General features: G+C 57.1%; 19 protein-coding genes. 7 read left to right on the top strand and 12 right to left on the bottom strand.

Annotated features, from left to right (window positions below; translation table 11 throughout):
- Window positions 1-16: 16 nt before the first annotated feature.
- The 4 genes from KP707_RS11870 to KP707_RS11855 all read right to left on the bottom strand — a co-directional run bounded on the left by KP707_RS11870 (window position 17) and on the right by KP707_RS11855 (window position 4,738).
- Window positions 17-1,483 (bottom strand): S41 family peptidase, encoded by a 1,467-nt coding sequence (locus KP707_RS11870; protein ID WP_211498483.1) that lies wholly within the window; start codon window positions 1,481-1,483, stop codon window positions 17-19.
- Between the two features lie 125 nt (window positions 1,484-1,608).
- A complete protein-coding gene (locus KP707_RS11865; RefSeq protein WP_211503301.1) occupies window positions 1,609-2,898 on the bottom strand; it encodes a murein hydrolase activator EnvC in 1,290 nt (429 codons plus the stop codon).
- Window positions 2,885-4,423, bottom strand: a complete 1,539-nt coding sequence (gpmI, locus tag KP707_RS11860; RefSeq protein ID WP_211503302.1) for a 2,3-bisphosphoglycerate-independent phosphoglycerate mutase — start codon at window positions 4,421-4,423, stop codon at window positions 2,885-2,887. The genes KP707_RS11865 and gpmI overlap by 14 nt, the downstream gene beginning before the upstream one ends.
- 123 nt (window positions 4,424-4,546) lie before the next feature.
- Entirely contained in the window at window positions 4,547-4,738 is a 192-nt protein-coding gene (locus KP707_RS11855) for a CsbD family protein (protein WP_046901216.1), read from the bottom strand.
- 147 nt (window positions 4,739-4,885) lie between these two features.
- Here KP707_RS11855 and msrB point away from each other — a divergent pair, with 147 nt between their 5' ends.
- The 3 genes from msrB to KP707_RS11840 all read left to right on the top strand — a co-directional run bounded on the left by msrB (window position 4,886) and on the right by KP707_RS11840 (window position 6,322).
- Complete coding sequence (gene msrB / locus KP707_RS11850; protein ID WP_211503303.1) at window positions 4,886-5,305, top strand: peptide-methionine (R)-S-oxide reductase MsrB; 420 nt, start codon at window positions 4,886-4,888, stop codon at window positions 5,303-5,305.
- Window positions 5,302-5,940, top strand: coding sequence for a uracil phosphoribosyltransferase (gene upp, locus KP707_RS11845; RefSeq protein WP_064275018.1), 639 nt, complete (start codon window positions 5,302-5,304; stop codon window positions 5,938-5,940). The genes msrB and upp overlap by 4 nt, the downstream gene beginning before the upstream one ends.
- Window positions 5,941-6,034: 94 nt before the next feature.
- A complete protein-coding gene (locus KP707_RS11840; RefSeq protein WP_099213198.1) occupies window positions 6,035-6,322 on the top strand; it encodes a DUF1330 domain-containing protein in 288 nt (95 codons plus the stop codon).
- Between the two features lie 72 nt (window positions 6,323-6,394).
- Here the strand turns inward: KP707_RS11840 and KP707_RS11835 are convergent, their stop codons facing one another.
- Both KP707_RS11835 and greA read right to left on the bottom strand, forming a co-directional pair.
- Window positions 6,395-7,621 (bottom strand): threonine ammonia-lyase, encoded by a 1,227-nt coding sequence (locus KP707_RS11835; RefSeq protein WP_211503304.1) that lies wholly within the window; start codon window positions 7,619-7,621, stop codon window positions 6,395-6,397.
- A complete protein-coding gene (gene greA / locus KP707_RS11830; RefSeq protein ID WP_086632975.1) occupies window positions 7,621-8,094 on the bottom strand; it encodes a transcription elongation factor GreA in 474 nt (157 codons plus the stop codon). The genes KP707_RS11835 and greA overlap by 1 nt, the downstream gene beginning before the upstream one ends.
- 178 nt (window positions 8,095-8,272) lie before the next feature.
- Here greA and KP707_RS11825 point away from each other — a divergent pair, with 178 nt between their 5' ends.
- Window positions 8,273-8,818, top strand: coding sequence for a hypothetical protein (locus KP707_RS11825; RefSeq protein ID WP_211503305.1), 546 nt, complete (start codon window positions 8,273-8,275; stop codon window positions 8,816-8,818).
- Window positions 8,818-9,024, top strand: coding sequence for a helix-turn-helix transcriptional regulator (locus tag KP707_RS11820; protein ID WP_046901223.1), 207 nt, complete (start codon window positions 8,818-8,820; stop codon window positions 9,022-9,024). Before KP707_RS11825 ends, KP707_RS11820 begins: the two co-directional genes overlap by 1 nt.
- Window positions 9,025-9,075: 51 nt before the next feature.
- On the opposite strand, the gene carB is transcribed toward KP707_RS11820, so the two are convergent.
- Both carB and carA read right to left on the bottom strand, forming a co-directional pair.
- Window positions 9,076-12,330, bottom strand: a complete 3,255-nt coding sequence (gene carB / locus KP707_RS11815; RefSeq protein ID WP_211503306.1) for a carbamoyl-phosphate synthase large subunit — start codon at window positions 12,328-12,330, stop codon at window positions 9,076-9,078.
- Between the two features lie 3 nt (window positions 12,331-12,333).
- Window positions 12,334-13,695 (bottom strand): glutamine-hydrolyzing carbamoyl-phosphate synthase small subunit, encoded by a 1,362-nt coding sequence (gene carA, locus KP707_RS11810; protein WP_211503307.1) that lies wholly within the window; start codon window positions 13,693-13,695, stop codon window positions 12,334-12,336.
- 242 nt (window positions 13,696-13,937) lie between these two features.
- Here carA and KP707_RS11805 point away from each other — a divergent pair, with 242 nt between their 5' ends.
- Both KP707_RS11805 and KP707_RS11800 read left to right on the top strand, forming a co-directional pair.
- Window positions 13,938-14,393, top strand: coding sequence for a GatB/YqeY domain-containing protein (locus KP707_RS11805; RefSeq protein ID WP_046901226.1), 456 nt, complete (start codon window positions 13,938-13,940; stop codon window positions 14,391-14,393).
- 149 nt (window positions 14,394-14,542) lie between these two features.
- On the top strand, window positions 14,543-15,499 hold the full coding sequence (locus KP707_RS11800; RefSeq protein WP_211503308.1) for a cation diffusion facilitator family transporter: 957 nt from the start codon (window positions 14,543-14,545) through the stop codon (window positions 15,497-15,499).
- Between the two features lie 9 nt (window positions 15,500-15,508).
- Here the strand turns inward: KP707_RS11800 and KP707_RS11795 are convergent, their stop codons facing one another.
- The 4 genes from KP707_RS11795 to adhP all read right to left on the bottom strand — a co-directional run bounded on the left by KP707_RS11795 (window position 15,509) and on the right by adhP (window position 19,611).
- Window positions 15,509-16,399 carry an alpha/beta fold hydrolase gene (locus KP707_RS11795; RefSeq protein ID WP_211506852.1) on the bottom strand — a complete coding sequence of 297 codons (891 nt, stop codon included), beginning with the start codon at window positions 16,397-16,399 and terminating at the stop codon, window positions 15,509-15,511.
- Window positions 16,400-16,449: 50 nt separating this feature from the next.
- Window positions 16,450-17,478, bottom strand: a complete 1,029-nt coding sequence (locus KP707_RS11790; RefSeq protein ID WP_211503310.1) for a retropepsin-like aspartic protease — start codon at window positions 17,476-17,478, stop codon at window positions 16,450-16,452.
- Between the two features lie 86 nt (window positions 17,479-17,564).
- Window positions 17,565-18,548 carry a zinc-dependent alcohol dehydrogenase family protein gene (locus KP707_RS11785; protein ID WP_211503311.1) on the bottom strand — a complete coding sequence of 328 codons (984 nt, stop codon included), beginning with the start codon at window positions 18,546-18,548 and terminating at the stop codon, window positions 17,565-17,567.
- Between the two features lie 34 nt (window positions 18,549-18,582).
- Complete coding sequence (adhP, locus tag KP707_RS11780; RefSeq protein ID WP_046901231.1) at window positions 18,583-19,611, bottom strand: alcohol dehydrogenase AdhP; 1,029 nt, start codon at window positions 19,609-19,611, stop codon at window positions 18,583-18,585.
- Window positions 19,612-19,617 lie beyond the last annotated feature (6 nt).

Below are 19,617 nucleotides of genomic sequence, written 5' to 3'. Positions count from 1 at the left end.
TGTATCGTTCTACGGGTTAGTGCGTCGGCGCCGGTGCAGGGGCGGCCTTTTTGTCTGCTGGAGGCGCTTTGACTTCCGTAGCCTGCTCTACAGCCGGTGCAGGATTGGAAATTCCAGCCATGGCGTTCACGACCTTGATGGCCTGCTGCAGCTGGAAGTCCGTCGCAGGTTTGGTCAGATCAAATTTCGGCCAGTCTGCCGGCGGAGCTTTCGGAATAGACTTGGAGATCGGGGGCAGATCGGTCCGAGGCGTTTCTGCTGTCCGGTTTCCACCGACATTGGTCAGAATGTGGGACAGGTCTGCTTCCCGATAACCATAGGCGTCATCGTCCTTGGTTTCCGCAACGGGGATGTCAGGCGTGATGCCCAGTCCCTGGATGGAACGGCCAGATGGCGTGTAGTAACGCGCCGTTGTAAGGCGAACGGCACCCTGATCCCCAATAGGAATCAGCGTTTGGACAGACCCCTTGCCGAACGTCTTTTCACCCAGAATGACAGCCCGACGATGGTCTTTCAGCGCTCCGGCCACGATTTCACTGGCAGACGCAGAGCCACCATTGGTCAGAACGACAATCGGGAGGCCATTTGTGATGTCCGTGCCGCGCGCATCCCAGCGCTGGTTGTTTTCAGCATGCCGCCCGCGGATGGAGACGATTTCTCCCTCCTTGATGAAGTCATCAGAGACGGCAATAGCCTGATCGAGCTTGCCGCCCGGATTAGACCGCAGATCAAGGATGATACCTGTCAGCTTGTGGGCTGGAGTCTTGGCAGCTTCAGCCTTCAGCTTGTCAAAAGCGGCATGCATTGCGCCTTCGAGATCATCGTCGAACTCTGTCAGGCGAATATACGCAGTGCTGCCGTACAGAGCGGACCGTACGATCTGGACGTGAACGATTTCGCGCTTCATGTCGAACGTGAGTGTCTTGCCCGTTTTCGGGCGAACCACGGTCAGGCTGATGGATGTTCCCGGATCGCCGCGCATCTTGCGAACAGCTTGATCGAGCGTCAGGCCATCAATGCTTTTGTGATCCACCATCGTGATGAAATCACCAGTCTGGATACCAGCCCGTGCGGCGGGCGTGCCATCAATTGGAGACACAACGCGCACATGGCCGGATTCAGCCTGAACCTGAAGGCCCAGACCACCGAATTTGCCGGAAATCTCGGTCTGCATGTCCTTGAACTGGGCGGCGGTCATGTAAGACGAGTGGGGATCGAGTTCGCCAACCATGCCGTCCAGGGCATTGTTGATGAGATCTTTATCCGTCACGGGATGGACGTATTCAGCTTTCACAACATCCATGACCGTGCCGAGCAGGGTCAGGAGGCGAACGGTTTCAGCGCTGTTGTCGTGAGAGACGTCGCGAGCGATGGCGGCGGTGGGGAAACTGCCAGCGGACCCGACGAGACGCAGTGCGCCCGGTCCGACAGCCAGTCCGGCCAGAAAGGCGGTGCCCAGCAACAGGCCAGTACGGAACTTCATGTGATCTCCATCCTCGGGAACGGGCGTGCTTCCGGCGTCTCTTGCAGTGTGTGAACTAGCGCGAAACGGGTTGCCGAAATGTTAAGACGTGATCTTACAGTGTCCTGCCCTGTCAGAAAACAGGGTCACAGAAACGGAGCAGGGCTGACAATCTGGGCGCCGTGGCGCAACTGGACAAAGAGCAGCCCCTCAGCAGACGGCATTTGCCCAAGTGCGGCAGCTTTCCTGACACTTTGCCCGCTGGAAACACCCAGTGAACCTAAGCCAGAGAGAACAAAGCGGTAATTCTGTCCGCAATCCAGAATCAACATCTGTCCAAAAGAGCGGAACGGACCGGAAAAGACGATTCGGCCACTGCACGGAGCTTGAACGGAGGCAGAAGGTGCAGCGGCATAGGTGATGCCTGTTGACGGACCTGCTTCCGTATCCTGTCCCCACCGGACCGCAATACGCCCGGTGACAGGTGCGTGGCCGCTCCCGGAAGAAACACCATTGCCGGCGGAAAGAGCTTTGACCTGAGCACGGGCTTTGCGCGCCTGTTCCATCTGATGGCTCTTTGCGAGCGCGCGGGCTTCGGCTTCTAGGGTTGCTTTGGCCTGAGCTTCCTGTCGGGCGATTGCGTCGATTTCCGCGGAAAGGTCCGCAGACGCCTTCATCGCTTCGGCAACTGCGGATTTCGCACGGCGTGCGGCCTGGTCCGAGACGTTTTCCTGCTTGGCTGCAATCCGGGTTCTGGCGGCCGCGATATCACGTTGATGCGTCTGTGACTGAAGGAGGCCATCGAGCTCTTTCTGGCGGGCTTCCAGAGTGGCCCCTATTTCCTGAAGCTCATCTTCCTTCGTTTGCAAGTTTGCAGCCCGCTGCTGGGTCAGGCGGGAGAAACCTCCTAAAATGGAAAGTGCGGTAATGCTCTCAGTTGCAGTCGTCGGGGAGGCTAGCAGAGCAGCATCGGGCGCTATCGAGAGTCTCGCTGCAACGGGCAGGAGCGGTTGGAGCGCTTGGTTTTCGTGGGCGATATCCTGCCGCACGGTTGCTTGCCGACTGGTGAGATCTGCGATTTCGGTATTCAAAGCCGCGATACGGGAACGTGTCGTCTGTACAACGGTCTGGGCCGTGTGGGTCTGAGCGGCCAGTGCATCTTTTCGCGCGCTGTCCTGCAAGGCCTTTTGCTGTGCGGCAACGGCAGCAGCCTGTCTGGCACGGAGTGTGGCGGCTTCCTGAGCCTGCTGTGTCTCAAGCGCTTTCCGGGCAGCCTGAGCTCGGGCAAGTGCTTGTTGTCCCGCGCTCAGGGCATGCATCGGGTGGGCGTGGGCAGTGGTATGATGCCCATGAGGCGTGGACGCAGTCGCGGCCACCAGCAATGGCGAGAACGCCAGAACCAGTGGCAGAACGACGGCTGGGTCAGGCGTTTTCAAGCAGGGAGACGCCTGTCATCGCTGGGGGCTGAGCAAGACCCAGAAGTGCCAGAAGCGTCGGGGCCAGGTCTGCCAGGCGTCCGTCGTGAATCGTTTTGCCATCAGCATGGGCCAGAATGACCGGAACGACGTTGAGTGTGTGGGCTGTATGAACGCCGCCCGTCTCAGGGTCGCGCATGGTTTCGCAGTTTCCATGATCGGCGGTGACGATCAGTGTGCCCCCCGCGCGGACAAGTGCGTCATTGATGCGGCCCAACCCCTGATCAACGGTTTCGCAGGCCTTGATGGCAGCGGGCAGGGAGCCTGTGTGGCCGACCATATCCGGGTTTGCGAAGTTCAGAATGATCATGTCGAAGCGGCCGGAATCAATGGCTCCTACGGCACGATCTGTCAGCTCAGGAGCGGACATTTCTGGTTGCAGGTCGTAGGTAGCGACCTTGGGAGACGGCACGAGAATGCGTTCTTCGCCCGGAAGCTGAACTTCACGACCACCATTCAGGAAGTACGTGACGTGAGGGAATTTCTCAGTTTCTGCCATACGAAGCTGAGTCTTGTTAGCCTTGGCCACGACCTCACCCAGAAGATCTTCCAAAGGAATTTTTGGGAACAGGACTGTCATGTAAGGGGACAGGTGATCCGAGTAGCGCGTCATGCCGGTAATGGCCGCAAACTTGATGCGGCGACCGCTGTCGTATCCATCAAAGTCCGGAGCCACGAGAACGTCCAGCAACTGACGGATACGATCGGCACGGAAATTACAGGAGAGAATGCCGTCGCCGTCTTTCATACCTCCATACTGGCCGAGTACGGTTGGAAGAACGAACTCGTCTCCCTTGTCCTCCGCGTAACTGGCTTTGAGTACAGAGAGGGCGCTATCTGCATGAGGGCCTTGACCATCACGGATAGCATCCACGGCCAGCTTGACGCGCTCCCAACGACGATCGCGGTCCATGGCATAGTAGCGGCCACTGATCGTGGCAATCTGTACGGTCTCTGGCAGATCTCGAAGGAGGGCTGAAATGAATTCCTCGCCGGAGCGTGGGGGAGTGTCACGGCCGTCACTGAAGATGTGTAGAGCGACAGGCACTCCTGCTGCGCTGACGATTTTCGCGAGAGCCAGAATATGGTCCTGGTGTGCATGAACGCCGCCGGGCGAGACGAGACCCATCAGGTGGCAGGTTCCACCTGAAACCTTCAGTGCATGAATATATTCTTTGAGGGCTGTATTTTCGGCAAGTGAGCCGTCACGGGCACTGCGGGAAATGCGAGGCAGTTCCTGCATCACGACGCGACCTGCACCAATATTCAGGTGGCCGACTTCGGAGTTTCCCATCTGGCCTTCAGGAAGTCCGACATCTTCTCCGCATGTTTTAAGAAAAGCATGTGGGTTATTCGCCCAAAGTCCGTCAAACGTTGGGGTGTTTGCCAGTCTTACCGCGTTATCGGAGTTTTCTTCACGCCAGCCGAACCCGTCCAGAATGACAAGCATAACGGGGCGGCGTGGAGAAGAAGCGGTATGGGACATGATTGGACTTCCTGTCTCGCATTAAGGAGGAAAAGACTGTTGGGCATTATGCCACCTCTCCTCCAAAATGCGAACGCCCGCCAGATGGCGGGCGTTGCAGGTGACATGACAGTCGCGTGAGCGTCAGATCTTGTCGATGCCGCCTTTGACGGCATCCTTGACGTCACCCTTGGCGGTCTGGGCCTGTCCCTTTAGATTTTGGACAACGCCTTCACCTTCAAGCTTTTCATCGTCGGTGACGCGACCAACTTCTTCCTTGATCTTGCCGACGACCTTGTTGGTGGCGCCTTTGATCTTGTCTTCAATGGAGCTCATGACATTACCTCCTGAAACAGGGTTGCCGAACATAAACGGCTGGTGAGGCAGGAAGTTTCATATCTTGCGTTCAGATATGCGTGACAAAGCGGCGTGCGGCTTCCATATATCCAAGACTGAAAACCTCAGATTTTCTGGAGATTGACCATGACCCAAAGCTGCGGTCCCGTTTCGGGAACCAATGGCGGGGGGTGTGGCGTCGGCCTTACGCCGGAACAGCGCCGTATCCTGCTCGAGCATGGCACCGAATATCCCGGTTCCAGCCCGCTGAATGATGAAAAGCGCGCGGGAATTTATGCCTGCGCAGGATGCGGGCGTAAACTTTTTTCATCCGCCACGAAATACGAGAGCGGAAGTGGCTGGCCGTCTTTTTTCGCGCCTTTGGAAAAGGGTGTCGGGACGACGCAGGACGCCAGCCACGGAATGGTTCGGACAGAGGTGCACTGTGCGGGTTGTCATGGGCATCTGGGGCATGTTTTTCCTGATGGGCCAGCGCCCACAGGGTTACGGTATTGCATGAACGGTCTGGCACTCGATTTTCGCCCGGCCGAAGGAGAAAAAGCATGAGTCAGGCGCTGCCGCCTATCGTTCTCGACCACCCGCTGGTGCGCCACAAGCTGACCCGTCTGCGTGATAAGAATACATCTACAGCAGGCTTTCGTCGGCTGACCCGTGAGCTCAGTCTGCTTCTGGCCTATGAAGCGACGCGCGGGCTTTCTCTGGCATCTCGCCATATTGAAGCCCCGAGCGGGCCAATGGAAGGTGAGGAACTGGACGGCAAGAAGCTCTGCTTCGTCTCCATTCTGCGCGCAGGAAACGGCCTTCTGGACGGAATGCTGGATCTGGTTCCGTCTGCGCGCGTGGGACATATTGGTCTGCGCCGCGACCATGAAACGCTGGAAGTCAGCGAATATTATTTCAATATGCCAAGCGACGTTCCGGGGCGGACATGTATTGTTCTGGACCCGATGCTCGCCACGGGACATTCCGCCGCGGCGGCTGTTGCGCGCGTCAAGGAAGCGGGTGCGATTTCACCAGTTTTCGCCTGCCTGCTCGCGGCACCGGAAGGCATTGATTACATGACGAAGCTGCATCCCGATGTGCAGATCGTAACGTGTTGTGTTGATCAGAAGCTTGATGAACACGGATATATCGTCCCCGGTCTGGGCGATGCTGGCGATCGTCTTTTCGGGACGCGCTAAAACAGCTCAAATGTTCAGCACACGCGCTTGTGTGCTGAACATCCCGCCGTTTTGTGGCCGGTTATGCATCCCCCCGTTCAGGAGATGAAGTACCATGACCGCTTACGCTATTTTCATTCGTGACAAATTGACCGACCCAGCCGAGTTTGAAGCCTATTCAAATGGTGTTGGTGAGACCTTTAAGGGGCATCCGGCCAAAATTCTTGCTGCCTACGGAAAGCAGGAAAAGCTTGAAGGTATCGAGCCGGATGGTGTCGTTATTGTCGAATTTCCGGATATTGCTGCTGCCCGGGCCTGGTATGACAGCCCAGCCTATCAAACGGTCGCGAAGCATCGCTGGAAGGCCGCTTCTTACAACGTGGTGATTGTAGAAGGCGTCTGAATTTCGGAAATTAGGTTGCAGTTGCATTGTGTTCGACGCTGGAAGACCAGGTCGAACACAATGCGTGCAGTTTCAGTCCCGTCGAACGATGTAATGACGGGCAAGATCGGTTTCGATCTGCGTGGCGTGCTGAGTGTCACGGGCTTCGATCATCACAACCAGCTCGGCTGTCTGGACTGACGGCGAGGCAAAAAGGCGATGATGGGACACCTCAATGATGTTTCCGCCGTAGTTGCCAATGCGCGCAGAAATGTCAGCCAGCATTCCGGGGCGGTCGGGAATTTGGAAGATCAGGCGAAGAATTCTTCCGTCTCGGAGAAGGGAGCGAAGGATTGTATTGGCCAGAATACGGGCATTGATGTTGCCACCCGACAAGGGAAGGGCAACCTTGCGGCCTTTGAACAGCTCAGGGTTGGCCAGAACAGCAGCCAGACCCGTCGCGCCAGCGCCTTCGCAGACCTGCTTGGCTTTTTCCGCCAGCGTCGTGATGGCGCTTTCGACCTGAAGCTCGTTAACGACGAGAATTTTGGAAATCCGGTGACGAAATGCCCTGAGGCAATGATCGCCCAACTGCGTCACGGCAATGCCTTCAGCAATTGTCGAGCCACCGAGAGTGGCGCCACCTTCCGTCGGAAATGCAGCTAGAGAGGCATAAGCCTCGACCTGCACGCCAATGATTTCCACATCGGGGCGAAGTGCAGCCATGACGGTTGCAAAACCACCGATCAGGCCGCCACCGCCCACAGGGACGACAACCGTATCAATGTCGGGTGCATCTTCGAGAAGCTCGAGTGCGGCAGTCCCCTGACCCGCAATGACGGCAGGGTCATTGAACGGATGGACGAGGACCCGGCCTTCTTTATTCTGAATTTCTTCCGCCGTTACGCATGCAGAAGCAAAATCGTCGCCTGCGAGGACAACATTTGCTCCCCATGCCTGCGTCGCTGCAACTTTGGTTGCTGGCGTAAAGCGGGGCATGACGATCGTGGCATCAATGCCAAGGAGGCTGGCCTGACGCGCCACACCCTGTGCGTGATTGCCTGCCGAGACTGTAATAACGCCGCGGGCGCGTTCCTCGGGCGTCAGAAGCGCCATTTTGTTGGCTGCTCCCCGTTCCTTGAACGAGCCAATAGCCTGAAGATTTTCAAGCTTGAGCGTAATTTCGGCACCTGTCAGGCGGGAAAGGGCCGGGCAGGCAATCGTCGGCGTGCGAACGACCGTGGACGCAATACGCTTCTGAGCGTTTTCAATGTCCAGGAGGGTCACAACAGGGGCGACGGACGTCAGGACGTCAGACATTAGCGGTATGTGACTTTCAGGATCTCGTAGCTGCGGTCACCGCCGGGAGCGGGAACGGAGATGGTGTCGCCTACATCTTTGCCAATCAGCGCCTTCGCCAGAGGAGACGAGATTGAAATCAGGCCCTGCTTGATGTCGGCTTCATGAACGCCAACGATCTGATAGGCGTTTTCCTTGTCCGTCTCTTCGTCAACGACTTCGATATGCGCGCCGAAACGTACTTTCGTGCCGGTCAGGGTCGAAGGATCAATAACTTCTGCCGAGGAAACAATGCTTTCCAGCTCAAGTACGCGACCTTCGATGAAAGACTGACGGTCTCGGGCGGCGTGATATTCGGCGTTTTCGGAAAGGTCGCCATGTTCGCGGGCTTCTGCGATGGCACGAATGACTGCAGGGCGGTCAACGCTCTTGAGGGTACGCAGTTCGTCTTCAAGACGCTGCAGTCCCTTTGCGGTCATGGGGATCTTCTGCACTCTGAAATCCTCGGAAAAGCGTGACTGAAATTGAATGAACAGCCTGACAACATAGGATTTTAGGGGGATTTATGCAAGGTGGCGCGTTTTTGTTTATCGAAAAGCAATAAATTCTCTAGCGAAACGAAATGAAACATATTATTGAAAAACGATAAATTCATTGTCAGGGTGAGTAAGAATGATTGCAGGTGCGCGTAAGGGCAGGACAGAGAGAAAAATCGAATATGCATTGACCCTGCTCAAGCTGTTCCGTCTGCTCCTTTGGCTTCCCATTGGCTTTTTCGGGCTGATTACGTTTGGTATCATTTTTATTGTAATTTTTGATCATTTCCCTTTGGAAAACTCTCTTGGGTACACGAAAGAAGATATATGCTGGAGTTTTATACTTATTGCCGAAGTGGTAATAGTTTACTCCTGTTTGGAAGTAATATTCAGAATTTTGTCCGAAATTTTAGTGAGCTTGATGCAGGGAAAAATTTTTACAAAAGAGAATGTGAAAAGAGCATATAAAATTTTATTTCTCGGGTTTGTTTATGATTTTCTTATTCCTTTAACGAATTACATCCATGACGTTTGGAATTTGCCAGGGTTGAGTTTTGCAAATTGGTTTGGATACTTTTTTGAGTTCCTGTCAGACGTGCCTGAAGCGATCATCCTGTTTGCTGTTGTGTGGCTTTTCGATTTAGGAACCCAGCTTCAGTCCGAAATGGATGAGGTCATTTAATGCCGGTTCAGGTCAGTCTGGATGCACTGCTGAAAGAGCGCGGTATGTCTCTTACGGAGCTGTCAGAGAAGGTTGGCCTGACTCTCGCCAATCTTTCAATTCTCAAGACTGGTAAGGCAAAGGCAATCCGGTTTTCCACGCTTGAGGCGCTCTGCCATGTGCTGGAGTGTCAGCCGGGAGATCTTCTGCGCTATTCCAACGATTGAATACAAAGAAGCCCGCCAGATTGCTCTGACGGGCTTCTTTGCTGGAAGGGCTTAGAACTCGCCCTTGAAGTAGGACTGAAGCGGAGCGACGCCGAGGTCGCCTTCCTTAAGAACCGCGATGGCGTAGGTTGCCGCGCGGGCACCGGCAATCGTGGTGTAGTGCGGGATGCCCATGGTCAGAGCGCCGCGACGGATATCGTAGCTGTCACGTGCGGCTTGGCCGCCCTGTGAGGTGTTGATGACCATCTGAACGTCACCCGAGCGGATAGCATCCACGCAGTTCGGACGGCCCTGCATGACCTTGTTCACGCGCTTGACCGGAATGTTAGCCGCTTCCAGGCGTGAAGCTGTTCCGCTGGTTGCAAGAACGGTGAACCCCATTTCAACCAGTTTGCGGGCTAGCGGCTGAACATGTCCCTTGTCGCTGTCACGAACGGACAGGAAGACCGTTCCAGCCAGTGGTAGTTTTACGCCAGCAGCAAGCTGAGACTTCGCAAAAGCACGCTCGAAGCTGGAATCCAGCCCCATGACTTCACCCGTGGAGCGCATTTCCGGACCGAGGATCGTGTCTGCGTTTGCAAAGCGATGGAATGGGAAGACGGCTTCCTTGACCGCAACGTGCGGGGAGACCGCCCCGCCATCCAGACGGAACTCGGACAGACGCGCGCCAGCCATCACACGAGCGCCGATCTTGGCAACCGGAACGCCTGTTGCCTTGGCAACAAACGGCACCGTGCGAGACGCGCGGGGGTTCACTTCCAGCACGAAAACTTCCTGGTCCTTGATGGCGTACTGCACGTTCATCAGGCCGCGGATGCCAAGCTCACGAGCCATGGCTTCTGTCTGCGCTCGAAGTTCTGTCACCAGTGCCGGAGACAGCGTGTAGGGCGGTAGGGAGCAGGCAGAGTCACCGGAATGGATACCAGCTTCCTCAATGTGTTCCATGACGCCGGCGACATAGACGTTTTCGCCGTCCGAAATGCAGTCCACATCGGCTTCGATGGCATCGTTCAGGTAGTGATCGAGCAGGACCGGACCGGTAGAGACTTCGGGGCCGGCAGCGCGCAGAACCGTATTCAGGTAGTGCTTCAGACCTGCGTTATCATAGACGATTTCCATGGCGCGGCCGCCCAGAACGTAGGACGGACGGGCAACGACCGGATATCCGACCTCTTCGGCCACTTTCTCGGCTTCTGCCGGATTGCGGGCAATGCCGTTACGTGGTTGGCGAAGGCCCAGCTTGCGCAGCATGGTCTGGAAGCGTTCACGGTCTTCCGCGCGATCAATAGCGTCAGCCGGGGTGCCGAGCAGCGGAATGCCTGCCTCTTCAAGAGCACGGGACAGCTTGAGAGGGGTCTGGCCACCGTACTGAACGATGCAGCCCAGAACCTTGCCACCCTTCGCTTCCGTGCGGATCAGAGCAATGACGTCTTCCGCAGTCAGAGGTTCGAAGTACAGCCGATCGGACGTGTCGTAATCGGTGGAAACCGTTTCCGGGTTGCAGTTGACCATGACCGTTTCGAAACCAGCTTCACGCAGGGCGTAAGCGGCATGAACGCAGCAGTAATCGAACTCGATGCCCTGACCAATCCGGTTCGGGCCACCACCCAGAATAATGATCTTGTCGCGGGTGGTCGGGCGGCTTTCGCATTCCGGCGTGCCATATCCGCCTTCATAGGTGGAATAGAGATACGGAGTGTCAGAAGCGAACTCTGCGGCACAGGTATCGATGCGGCGATAGACGGGTACGACTTCAAGAGCTTCGCGCTGTGCTGCGACGTCCGTAATGCTTTGGCCTGACAGGCGGGCAAGCTGGGCGTCAGAGAAGCCCTGGGCCTTCAGGCGGCGCATGCCGTAGGCGTCTTTTGGCAGGCCGTTCTTTTCCACGTCCCGCTCAGAAGACACGATGTCTTCAAGTTGGCGCAGGAACCAGGACTCGAACTTGCAGGCTTGTTGGATCTCTTCGACCGTCAGGCCCGCGCGCAAGGCCTGCGTGGCCATCAGGATGCGTTCTGGGCGTGGTTCTGCGAGAGCAGCCAGATAGGCGTCTTTCGAACCATCGCCGGGTGCTTCAACCGGGTCCAGACCCATCAGGCCCGTCTCCATGGAGCGGAAGCCCTTCTGGATCGCTTCTGCAAAGGAGCGGCCTACGGACATGGCTTCGCCGACCGACTTCATGGACGTCGAAAGCAGGGCTGGGGAGCCTGGGAACTTCTCGAACGTGAAGCGGGGGATCTTAGCGACAACGTAGTCGATCGTCGGCTCGAAAGAGGCCGGGGTCGTCTTGGTGATGTCGTTCTTGAGTTCGTCCAGCGTGTAACCAACGGCCAGCTTGGCGGCGATCTTGGCGATCGGGAAGCCGGTGGCCTTTGAGGCAAGCGCGGAAGAACGGGAGACGCGCGGGTTCATCTCGATGACGACCAGACGGCCATCGGCAGGATTAACGCCGAACTGCACGTTGGAGCCACCGGTCTCGACGCCTATCTTGCGCAGGCACGCGATCGAGGCGTCCCGCATGCGCTGATATTCTTTATCGGTCAGCGTCAGGGCCGGGGCGACGGTGATGGAGTCACCGGTGTGCACGCCCATCGGGTCGATGTTTTCGATGGAGCAGATGATGATGCAGTTATCCGCGGTGTCGCGGACGACTTCCATCTCGTACTCTTTCCAGCCGAGGACGGACTCTTCGATCAGCACTTCGGTTGTCGGCGAGGCATCGAGGCCGCCCGTGACGATCTGGTCGAACTCTTCCCGGTTATAGGCGATGCCGCCACCCGCGCCGCCCATGGTGAAGGACGGGCGGATGATGGCGGGCAGGCCGACGTCACCCAGAGCTGCGCGGGCTTCTTCCAGCGTATGGGCGATGGTGCTGCGCGGGCTTTCGATCCCGATCTCGTCCATGGCCTCGCGGAACTTCTGGCGATCCTCCGCGCGGTCGATGACCTCTGCGTCTGCGCCGATCAGTTCCACGTTGTGCGTCTTGAGGAAGCCGGACTTGTCGAGCGCCATGGCGGCGTTCAGGGCTGTCTGGCCACCCATGGTCGGCAGGACGGCGTCGGGCTTTTCCTTGAGGATGATACGCTCGACGAATTCCGGCGTGATCGGCTCGATATAGGTCGCGTCCGCCAGGCCCGGATCAGTCATGATCGTGGCCGGGTTGGAGTTGATGAGGATGACGCGATAGCCTTCCTCACGCAGGGCTTTACAGGCCTGTGCGCCGGAGTAATCGAACTCGCAGGCCTGTCCGATAACGATCGGGCCTGCGCCGATGATCAGGATGGACTTGATGTCTGTCCGTTTTGGCATGGCTCAGGCTCCTGCTTTAGCGCGACGGTCCATGACCGCGACGAAACGCTCGAAAAGATAGAAACTGTCAGACGGGCCAGGGCTGGCCTCGGGGTGGTACTGGACGGAGAAGGCGTCCTTCGTGGTGGAGGCGATGCCTTCGTTGGAGCCGTCAAACAGGCTCACATGCGTCACCTTCACATCAGCGGGCAGCGACTTCTCATCCACGGCGAAGCCATGGTTCTGGCTGGTGATTTCCACGCGGCCACTTTCGATGTCCTTGACCGGCTGGTTGGCGCCGCGATGGCCACGATCCAGCTTGTAGGTCTTGCCGCCGAGAGCCTGTGCAAGAAGCTGGTGCCCAAGGCAGATGCCGAAAACTGGCACGTTGGCATCCAGAACGCTCTTGATAGCCGGGACGGCATAGATGCCGGTCGCTGCCGGATCGCCCGGGCCATTGGAGAGGAACACGCCTTCGGGCTTCAGTTCCAAGATTTCCTCGGCCGTTGCCGTCGCAGGCAGAACCGTGACGTCACAACCGGCGGTCACGAGGCAGCGCAGGATGTTGTCTTTGGCGCCGTAGTCCATGGCGACCACGCGGCGGCGGTTCTCGGTACGGGCCGGGCGGGTGCTCTCCCACACGCCGTCGGTCCAGACGCGCTTTGGCTGCGTGACCTCTTTGGCAAGATCCATGCCTTCGAGCCCAGGCCACTGACGCGCGCGGTTCAATAGGCTGTCCGTGTCGATCCGACCATTCGCCGGGAAGGCAAGGATGGCGGTCTGTGGGCCATTGTCACGCAGGGAACGGGTAACTGCACGGGTGTCGACGCCGCTGACGCCAGCGCGGCCGTGTTGCTTCAGCCATCCGTCGAGAGACTCTGTGGAGCGCCAGCTTGCCGGGGCGGTGATGTCTTCCTTCACGACGGCGCCAAGAGCAGCCATTTTTGGCGCTTCGTTGTCGTCCGTGTTCGTGCCGACATTGCCAATATGCGGGAAGGTGAAGGTGACGATCTGCCCGGCGAAAGACGGGTCTGTCAGGGTTTCCTGATAGCCGGTCATGCCGGTGGAGAAGCAGAGCTCACCGACGGCGCCATCGGTATGGGCACCGAAGCCTCGGCCCCACAGGACCGTGCCATCTGCAAGGACAAGGGCGGCATTGGCGCCGGCAGGGCAGGAATTGGACACGTCCGTCTCTCTTTCTTGCGGGGTTTCAGCGGAAGTTAGGTCCTGGAGTTCGATTCCGGGAACGCGCAGTAGGGCGGGCCAGTGCTTGGTCGGCACGGTTCGCGACTGACGCCACTTTCGTACGGCTTCAAGGCCGACACCAGCCAACGCAGCGATTTCTTCCGCGCCACCAGCTTTTTCAATGATTCTGTCGATGTCCATGGTCGCCCGTTCCTGGCTCCGCGTTCACTTTCCCGTCTGATAGGCTATCGAACCGGGAATGGGAAGTTTTTTCCCAATGAGTTTTTGTGTCTGTGGAGTGGTATGGGAAAAAACTTCCCTACACCTTGTGACGATGCTGGAAAGAGCTGTGCTTTCCATTGTTGGGGGGAGGCTTTTATGCGATTTTGCCGCCATTGACTGAACAGGGGCTTTTCAGGCCCCGCGCAAACAGGAGAAGACGCATGTCGCTTCGCACGCAGATCATGGATGACCTCAAAACAGCAATGAAGGCTGGTCAGTCTGAGAAGGTGGCGCAGATCCGTGGCATCACGGCGAAGCTGAAAGATCTTGAAGTTGCTGCTCGCGCCAAGACAGGGGAAGTGACGGAAGCAGAGATTATTTCTGCTCTGCGCTCCATGATCAAGTCCCGTACTGAATCCGCAACGATGTATCGTGAAGGTGGTCGGCCGGAACTGGCGGAAAAGGAAGAAGGTGAGATCGCGACGATCAAGGCTTACCTGCCGCCAGAACTCGATGAGGCAACTCTGAAGTCTGCCATCGATGAAGCCGCGACTGCTGTAGGTGCGGAAAGCATGAAGGACATGGGCAAGGTTATGGCAGCGCTGAAAGAGCGTTTTGGTGCCGATCTGGACCCGGCCAAGGCCAGTGCACTTGTGAAGGCGCGTCTGTCTGCCTGAAGCGGGCTAGACATCGTCGCTTGAAGAAGGTCGTCCCTTGTGGGCGGCCTTTTTTATGTTGGGGTCATGAACCCCTGAAAGCTCGCGAAGTTTGACTTAGGTTATCCGAGGTCCCCAATCTGGCCTTTGCTTACGGAAATGAGGGCTTCATGTCTGCTGGTGGTTCAACAAAAGTCGTTTTCATCGCGCTGGGTGTCAATTTCGGCATTGCCTGCGTGAAAGGGATGGCCGCCCTTCTAACTGGCTCTGCTGCGATGTTGGCTGAGACGGTTCATTCCTTTGTGGACTGCGGAAACCAGATCCTGTTGTTGGTGGGCATGAAGCGGTCAGCGGCTCCGGCAACGAAGGAGCATCCGCTGGGCTACCATCGCGAGCTGTATTTCTGGACGATGGTTGTGGCTGGCGCGCTGTTTGTGGGTGGCGGCGTCGCGTCTCTTTATGAAGGTTGGGAGAAGGTCATGCATCCGGCGGAAATGCAGCCGGTGAATCTCCTGGGTCATGTCTTTCCGGGATGGTGGATGAACGTGGCCATTCTCGCGATTTCTGGCAGCATGGAAGGGTATGGGTTCGTTGCTGCGGTGAAATCCCTGCCACGTAGTGAGGGGGTTTCATTGTGGAGAATGATTCGTCGGAGTGCCGATCCCGGCCTGTTTGTCGTGCTGTTTGAGGATGGGGCCGCGCTGGTCAGTCTGGTGATTGCGCTGGTGTTTACAGTGCTTTCCGTAGTGACGGGTCTGCACGTTCTGGATGGAATTGCATCGCTGCTGATTGGTGTCGTGCTGGTTGTGGTCGCAGCATTGCTGACCAACGAGACGCGCTCTCTTCTTGTGGGTGAGAGCAATCCAGAAATTGATGCCTTTGTGCGCGCTGAAGCGCGGAAATTGCCCGGTGTTGTCGGGATCAATGAGGTTGTGACGGAGACCCGAGGCCCCGAGAGCATTGTCGTTCTGCTATCTCTGGACTGGGATGACGCGATCTCAGCCGGAGACGTGGAGCGGGGAGTTTCGATGCTGGAGAAAATAACCCGCACGCGATACCCCGCTGTATTGCGGATGTATGTTGAGGCGCAGGACCAGAGGGACGGGATTCCAGCCCCTCTGGTCTGATGGCGGGTACTACTTCGCTGCTAGGAACGGCTCGACGGCTTTAAGAAAAGCCTCGGGTCGCTCAATGCTGGGGGCATGCCCTGATTGCGGAATGACCGTCAGATGTGCTCCGGGAATTTTTGCGGCAAAATCGTGGCCGTCGGCCAGTGAAATGACCTGGTCATTCTGTCCCCAGATCACGAGTGTGGGAACATGAATGGCCTTCATGCTGTCATCGAGAAAGGTGTCTGGCGCATTGGCATTTCTGGCAAAGCTCTCCTGCGTGTATTGCGCACCTTCGGCCAGTCGGGTTTGGAATGTTGCCAGAACCAGTTCATCTGTAATGAGGGCTTTGTTGTAAAACAGCCATCTTAGCCCCGTGCGAATGCCAGAAAATGAGACCGGCCCGAACAGGGGAAGACCATGTTCGACGAGGGACTTGTGGCCAGCGGCATCGCTCAGGATGAGGCGCACGGGCATGGCCATGGAGGAATTCTGTGCCGCCTCAATTGTGTAAAGTCCCGCAATCCAGCCGCCGAGGGATTCTCCGGCAAGCATGAAGTGCGTGATGTGGCGTGCTTTCAGGAAGCCATCCAGCATGTCCACCCATGTCTGAATTCCGTAGGCGATCAGCGGCTTTTCCGAAGCGCCAAAGCCGAGCTGATCCATGGCGATGACATGATAATGCCGGGACAGTTCAGGAATGACTTTGCCCCAGTCCATTGTGGCGCTGCTTCCTAGTCCATGAACCAGCACAAGGTCCGGACCCGTACCAGCTTCCAGGAAACGGATCTGCTGACCGTAAACGGAGACAGTTTGCAGGGGCGGGAGAGTTTGCGCCTGGCCGGGGCTGGGGATGCATGCTGCGCCAAGCGTGGATGCGAGTACGGCGGTTCGAAGTGTTTTGGACAGTCGTCTCATGGCGGCCGAGCCTTTATGGTCAGGTGATATGTTTCTTGTTCGGAATAGTATTATCGATCTGGCCCGGCTGTCTTCAACATATCATTCCCGGAATGAACGGGATCTTTCGGTGCGATGCCCTGATCATGAGCAGTTGCCTGATACTTCCGGATATGGAGGGGCGTCCACGGCAGCGGAGGTTCTTTGGTGAGAGAAGGGTCTGACGCGGGAGAGAACCAGATGGCCGCACGAGGTGGATCCAGAAGGATATGGAAATGGTTCAGAGCATCAGTGCCTAACTCGTCATAGGCAATCGTGGAAGCGATGACGATCTTCGGGTGAGACAGCAGAAACGGGCCGATTTTCAGTGTGTCGAACGTATGGAGATAGCCACCAACTGTATTGCTGGCATTGATACGGACCGGATCATCTGTGTTTGGCTCAGGCGCAATACCTATTGCTCTAGCTGTATCTTGCTGGATCAGAGTTCGGTTGGAGCTTAGGTTGATTTTCATCCGAACTGGATGGCCGTTGAGTTCAACAAGAACCGTGTTCGAGAGTGGATAACCGTCTTGATAGAGGTGCAGTTTGGTTGTCGGCGCGGGGAGCAAATCTCCGATCGATGGACATTTCTCATCGTCGTATCGAAAGAACGTGACGTTGCGAGAGGAGCGGTCAATCAGGGTGGAAATATGGGAGAGAAAGTGCTCTCCCAATTCGACCTGGAGTGGTGGAATAATAGTGTTGGGTACTGAATAATCCACCACATAAGCAGTATAATTTTTGAGTATGAGGGGACCAATATTTACGGTTGAAAGCGTTTTTACGAATACCGTCGCTTCGCCTGTCTCTGATCCGGCATCTTCAGGAGCTGAGCCCGAAAACGTGACAGTGTGATTGGCAAAAACAAAAGTATCGCTTGCCTGTGGGGCAAGGAAAAAGCGGGCAGGTAATCCGTCTATACTGCCCAGCATGGAGGGTGGCGCATTATAGTGCTCTAGTGGAACGGAGACCGCGCCGTGAAGGCAATTCTGCCAGGGCGCAGCTTCAGCACGCCCGCAGAATTGAAAGACGATCAGGAGAAGAGCTGTCTTACGCATGAAGTGCCTGTCGCCTTATTGTGACACAGTATGTCTTTCTTAGGCGATGGGGCTATTAAGAGCGAGGGTAGAGCAGTGATGTCCGCTCATGGAATGAGAACAGCGGCTCCCTCAAAGCGACCATGGCGCAGGTCATCCAGAGCCTGATTGGCATCTTTGAGGGCATAAGGCGTATTCGTTACCTTGATGCCGATCTCAGGAGCCAGTTTCAGAAAATCCAGTCCGTCCTGCCGGGTCAGGTTGGCAACGGAGACGATTTCACGTTCTTCCCAGAGTGTATCGTATGAGAAGGACGGGATCGGGCTCATGTGGATGCCGCCACACACGACCTTTCCACCCTTGCGGACGGCTTTCAGTCCGGCAGGAACCAAAGCACCGACAGGCGCAAACAGGATTACGGCGTCAAGTGGTTCGGGGGGGAGTTCGTCTGAACCGCCTGCCCAAACGGCGCCAAGGGAGCGGGCAAATGTCTGCTTCTCTGTGTCTCCGGGGGAAGTGAAGGCATAAACCTCGCGTCCCTGCCAGCGGAGCACCTGAATGATGATGTGAGCGGCGGCTCCGAAGCCATACAGGCCGATCTTTTTGCCGTCTCCAGCTTTGCTGAGACAGCGCCAGCCGATCAGGCCAGCGCAGATCAGGGGAGCAAGATCCTTGTCCTCCCCTTTGTCACCCATGGGAAAAGCGTATTTTGCATCAGCAACCGTCATGGTTGCGTAGCCGCCATTGCGGGTGAAGCCTGTGAAAAGGGGGTGATCGCAGAGATTTTCCATCCCGTGCGTGCAGTAATAGCAATGCCCACAGGTATGGCCGAGCCAGGGAATGCCGACCCGTTCCCCGACGCTAAGGCTTTTAACGTTGCTTCCGAGCTTGTCGATCCGGCCAACAATTTCATGCCCGGGAATGATGGGAAGGGTGGGGTTGGCGAGTTCGCCGTCTACGACATGCAGGTCTGTGCGGCAGACGCCGCAGGCCCCGATGAGGATGCGGATTTCGTCCGGTCCGGGTTCGGGGTCTGGCAGCTCCACCCATTCCAGAGGCTGGTGGTGTTGGCGGAGCTGCATGGCAAACATGGCGTGTGCTTTCTAAAGTCTCAGGCGTCCTGTTTCAGGACCGGAAATCCAGAACCGTACGGCCCTGAAGGCGGCCGTTCTTGAGGTTGTCGAAGATCGTGTTGATGTTCTCGATCTTGTCTGCGGTGACGACGGATTTCACTTTGCCACGGGCGAAGAAATCCATGGCTTCGATCATGTCCAGCCGTGTGCCGACGATGGAGCCACGAATGGTCGTGCCATTCATGACCATATCGAAGATCGACACCGGGAAGTCTCCGGGTGGCAGGCCGTTCAGAACGATTGTGCCGCCACGGCGGGCATAACCCATGGCCTGCGAGAACGCGGTGCGACCCACAGCCGTAACGAGAGCGCCATGAGCGCCGCCGACTTCCTGCTGGATAAAGGCTGCCGGGTCCTTGTCCTTGGCATTGACGGTCAGAGCTGCGCCAAGCTTTGTGGCTGTGGCGAGCTTATCGTCGTCAATATCGACGGCCACGACATTCATGCCCATGGCGACCGCATATTGAACGGCCATCTGACCAAGGCCGCCGACGCCCGAAATAGCCATCCACTGACCGGGGCGTGCCTCGGTCATTTTCAGGCCCTTATAGACGGTCAGACCTGCGCAAAGCACGGGTGCGGCCTGTAGGGCATCGATGTTGCTGGGCAGGTGAGCGACGTAGTTTGGATCTGCGACGACATATTCGGCGAAGCAGCCATTGACGGTGTAGCCGGTGTCGTCCTGATCCTTACACAGCGTTTCCCAACCGCCGAGGCAGTGTTCGCAGTGTCCGCAGGCCGAGTAGAGCCACGGCACGCCTACTACGTCGCCGATCTTGGCGTGGCTGACCTGACTGCCAACGGCCACGATATGGCCGATGCCTTCATGGCCCGGAATGAACGGTGGATTCGGCTTTGCGGGCCAGTCACCCTCCGCGGCATGCAGGTCGGTGTGGCAGACGCCGCAGGTATCGACTTTCACGAGGATCTGGTTGGGCCGGATCTCGGGGATGGGAAGCCTCTCTACCGAGAGAGGCTTCCCGAACTCGCGGACGACGGCGGCTAGCATTGTATCAGCCATGAGAGT

Source organism: Gluconobacter sp. P5E10 (assembly GCF_018812145.1).
In the GTDB taxonomy this organism is placed as follows: domain Bacteria; phylum Pseudomonadota; class Alphaproteobacteria; order Acetobacterales; family Acetobacteraceae; genus Gluconobacter; species Gluconobacter cerinus.
This window is presented reverse-complemented; position numbering and strand designations above follow the sequence as displayed.

Coding starts and splice junctions, on each gene's coding strand:
- KP707_RS11870 (WP_211498483.1), bottom strand. CDS start 1,483: ATGAAGTTCCGTACTGGCCTGTTGCTGGGCACCGCCTTTCTGGCCGGA.
- gpmI (WP_211503302.1), bottom strand. CDS start 4,423: ATGTCCCATACCGCTTCTTCTCCACGCCGCCCCGTTATGCTTGTCATT.
- KP707_RS11855 (WP_046901216.1), bottom strand. CDS start 4,738: ATGAGCTCCATTGAAGACAAGATCAAAGGCGCCACCAACAAGGTCGTC.
- msrB (WP_211503303.1), top strand. CDS start 4,886: ATGACCCAAAGCTGCGGTCCCGTTTCGGGAACCAATGGCGGGGGGTGT.
- upp (WP_064275018.1), top strand. CDS start 5,302: ATGAGTCAGGCGCTGCCGCCTATCGTTCTCGACCACCCGCTGGTGCGC.
- KP707_RS11840 (WP_099213198.1), top strand. CDS start 6,035: ATGACCGCTTACGCTATTTTCATTCGTGACAAATTGACCGACCCAGCC.
- KP707_RS11835 (WP_211503304.1), bottom strand. CDS start 7,621: ATGTCTGACGTCCTGACGTCCGTCGCCCCTGTTGTGACCCTCCTGGAC.
- KP707_RS11825 (WP_211503305.1), top strand. CDS start 8,273: ATGATTGCAGGTGCGCGTAAGGGCAGGACAGAGAGAAAAATCGAATAT.
- KP707_RS11820 (WP_046901223.1), top strand. CDS start 8,818: ATGCCGGTTCAGGTCAGTCTGGATGCACTGCTGAAAGAGCGCGGTATG.
- carB (WP_211503306.1), bottom strand. CDS start 12,330: ATGCCAAAACGGACAGACATCAAGTCCATCCTGATCATCGGCGCAGGC.
- carA (WP_211503307.1), bottom strand. CDS start 13,695: ATGGACATCGACAGAATCATTGAAAAAGCTGGTGGCGCGGAAGAAATC.
- KP707_RS11805 (WP_046901226.1), top strand. CDS start 13,938: ATGTCGCTTCGCACGCAGATCATGGATGACCTCAAAACAGCAATGAAG.
- KP707_RS11800 (WP_211503308.1), top strand. CDS start 14,543: ATGTCTGCTGGTGGTTCAACAAAAGTCGTTTTCATCGCGCTGGGTGTC.
- KP707_RS11795 (WP_211506852.1), bottom strand. CDS start 16,399: ATGAGACGACTGTCCAAAACACTTCGAACCGCCGTACTCGCATCCACG.
- KP707_RS11790 (WP_211503310.1), bottom strand. CDS start 17,478: ATGCGTAAGACAGCTCTTCTCCTGATCGTCTTTCAATTCTGCGGGCGT.
- KP707_RS11785 (WP_211503311.1), bottom strand. CDS start 18,548: ATGTTTGCCATGCAGCTCCGCCAACACCACCAGCCTCTGGAATGGGTG.
- adhP (WP_046901231.1), bottom strand. CDS start 19,611: ATGGCTGATACAATGCTAGCCGCCGTCGTCCGCGAGTTCGGGAAGCCT.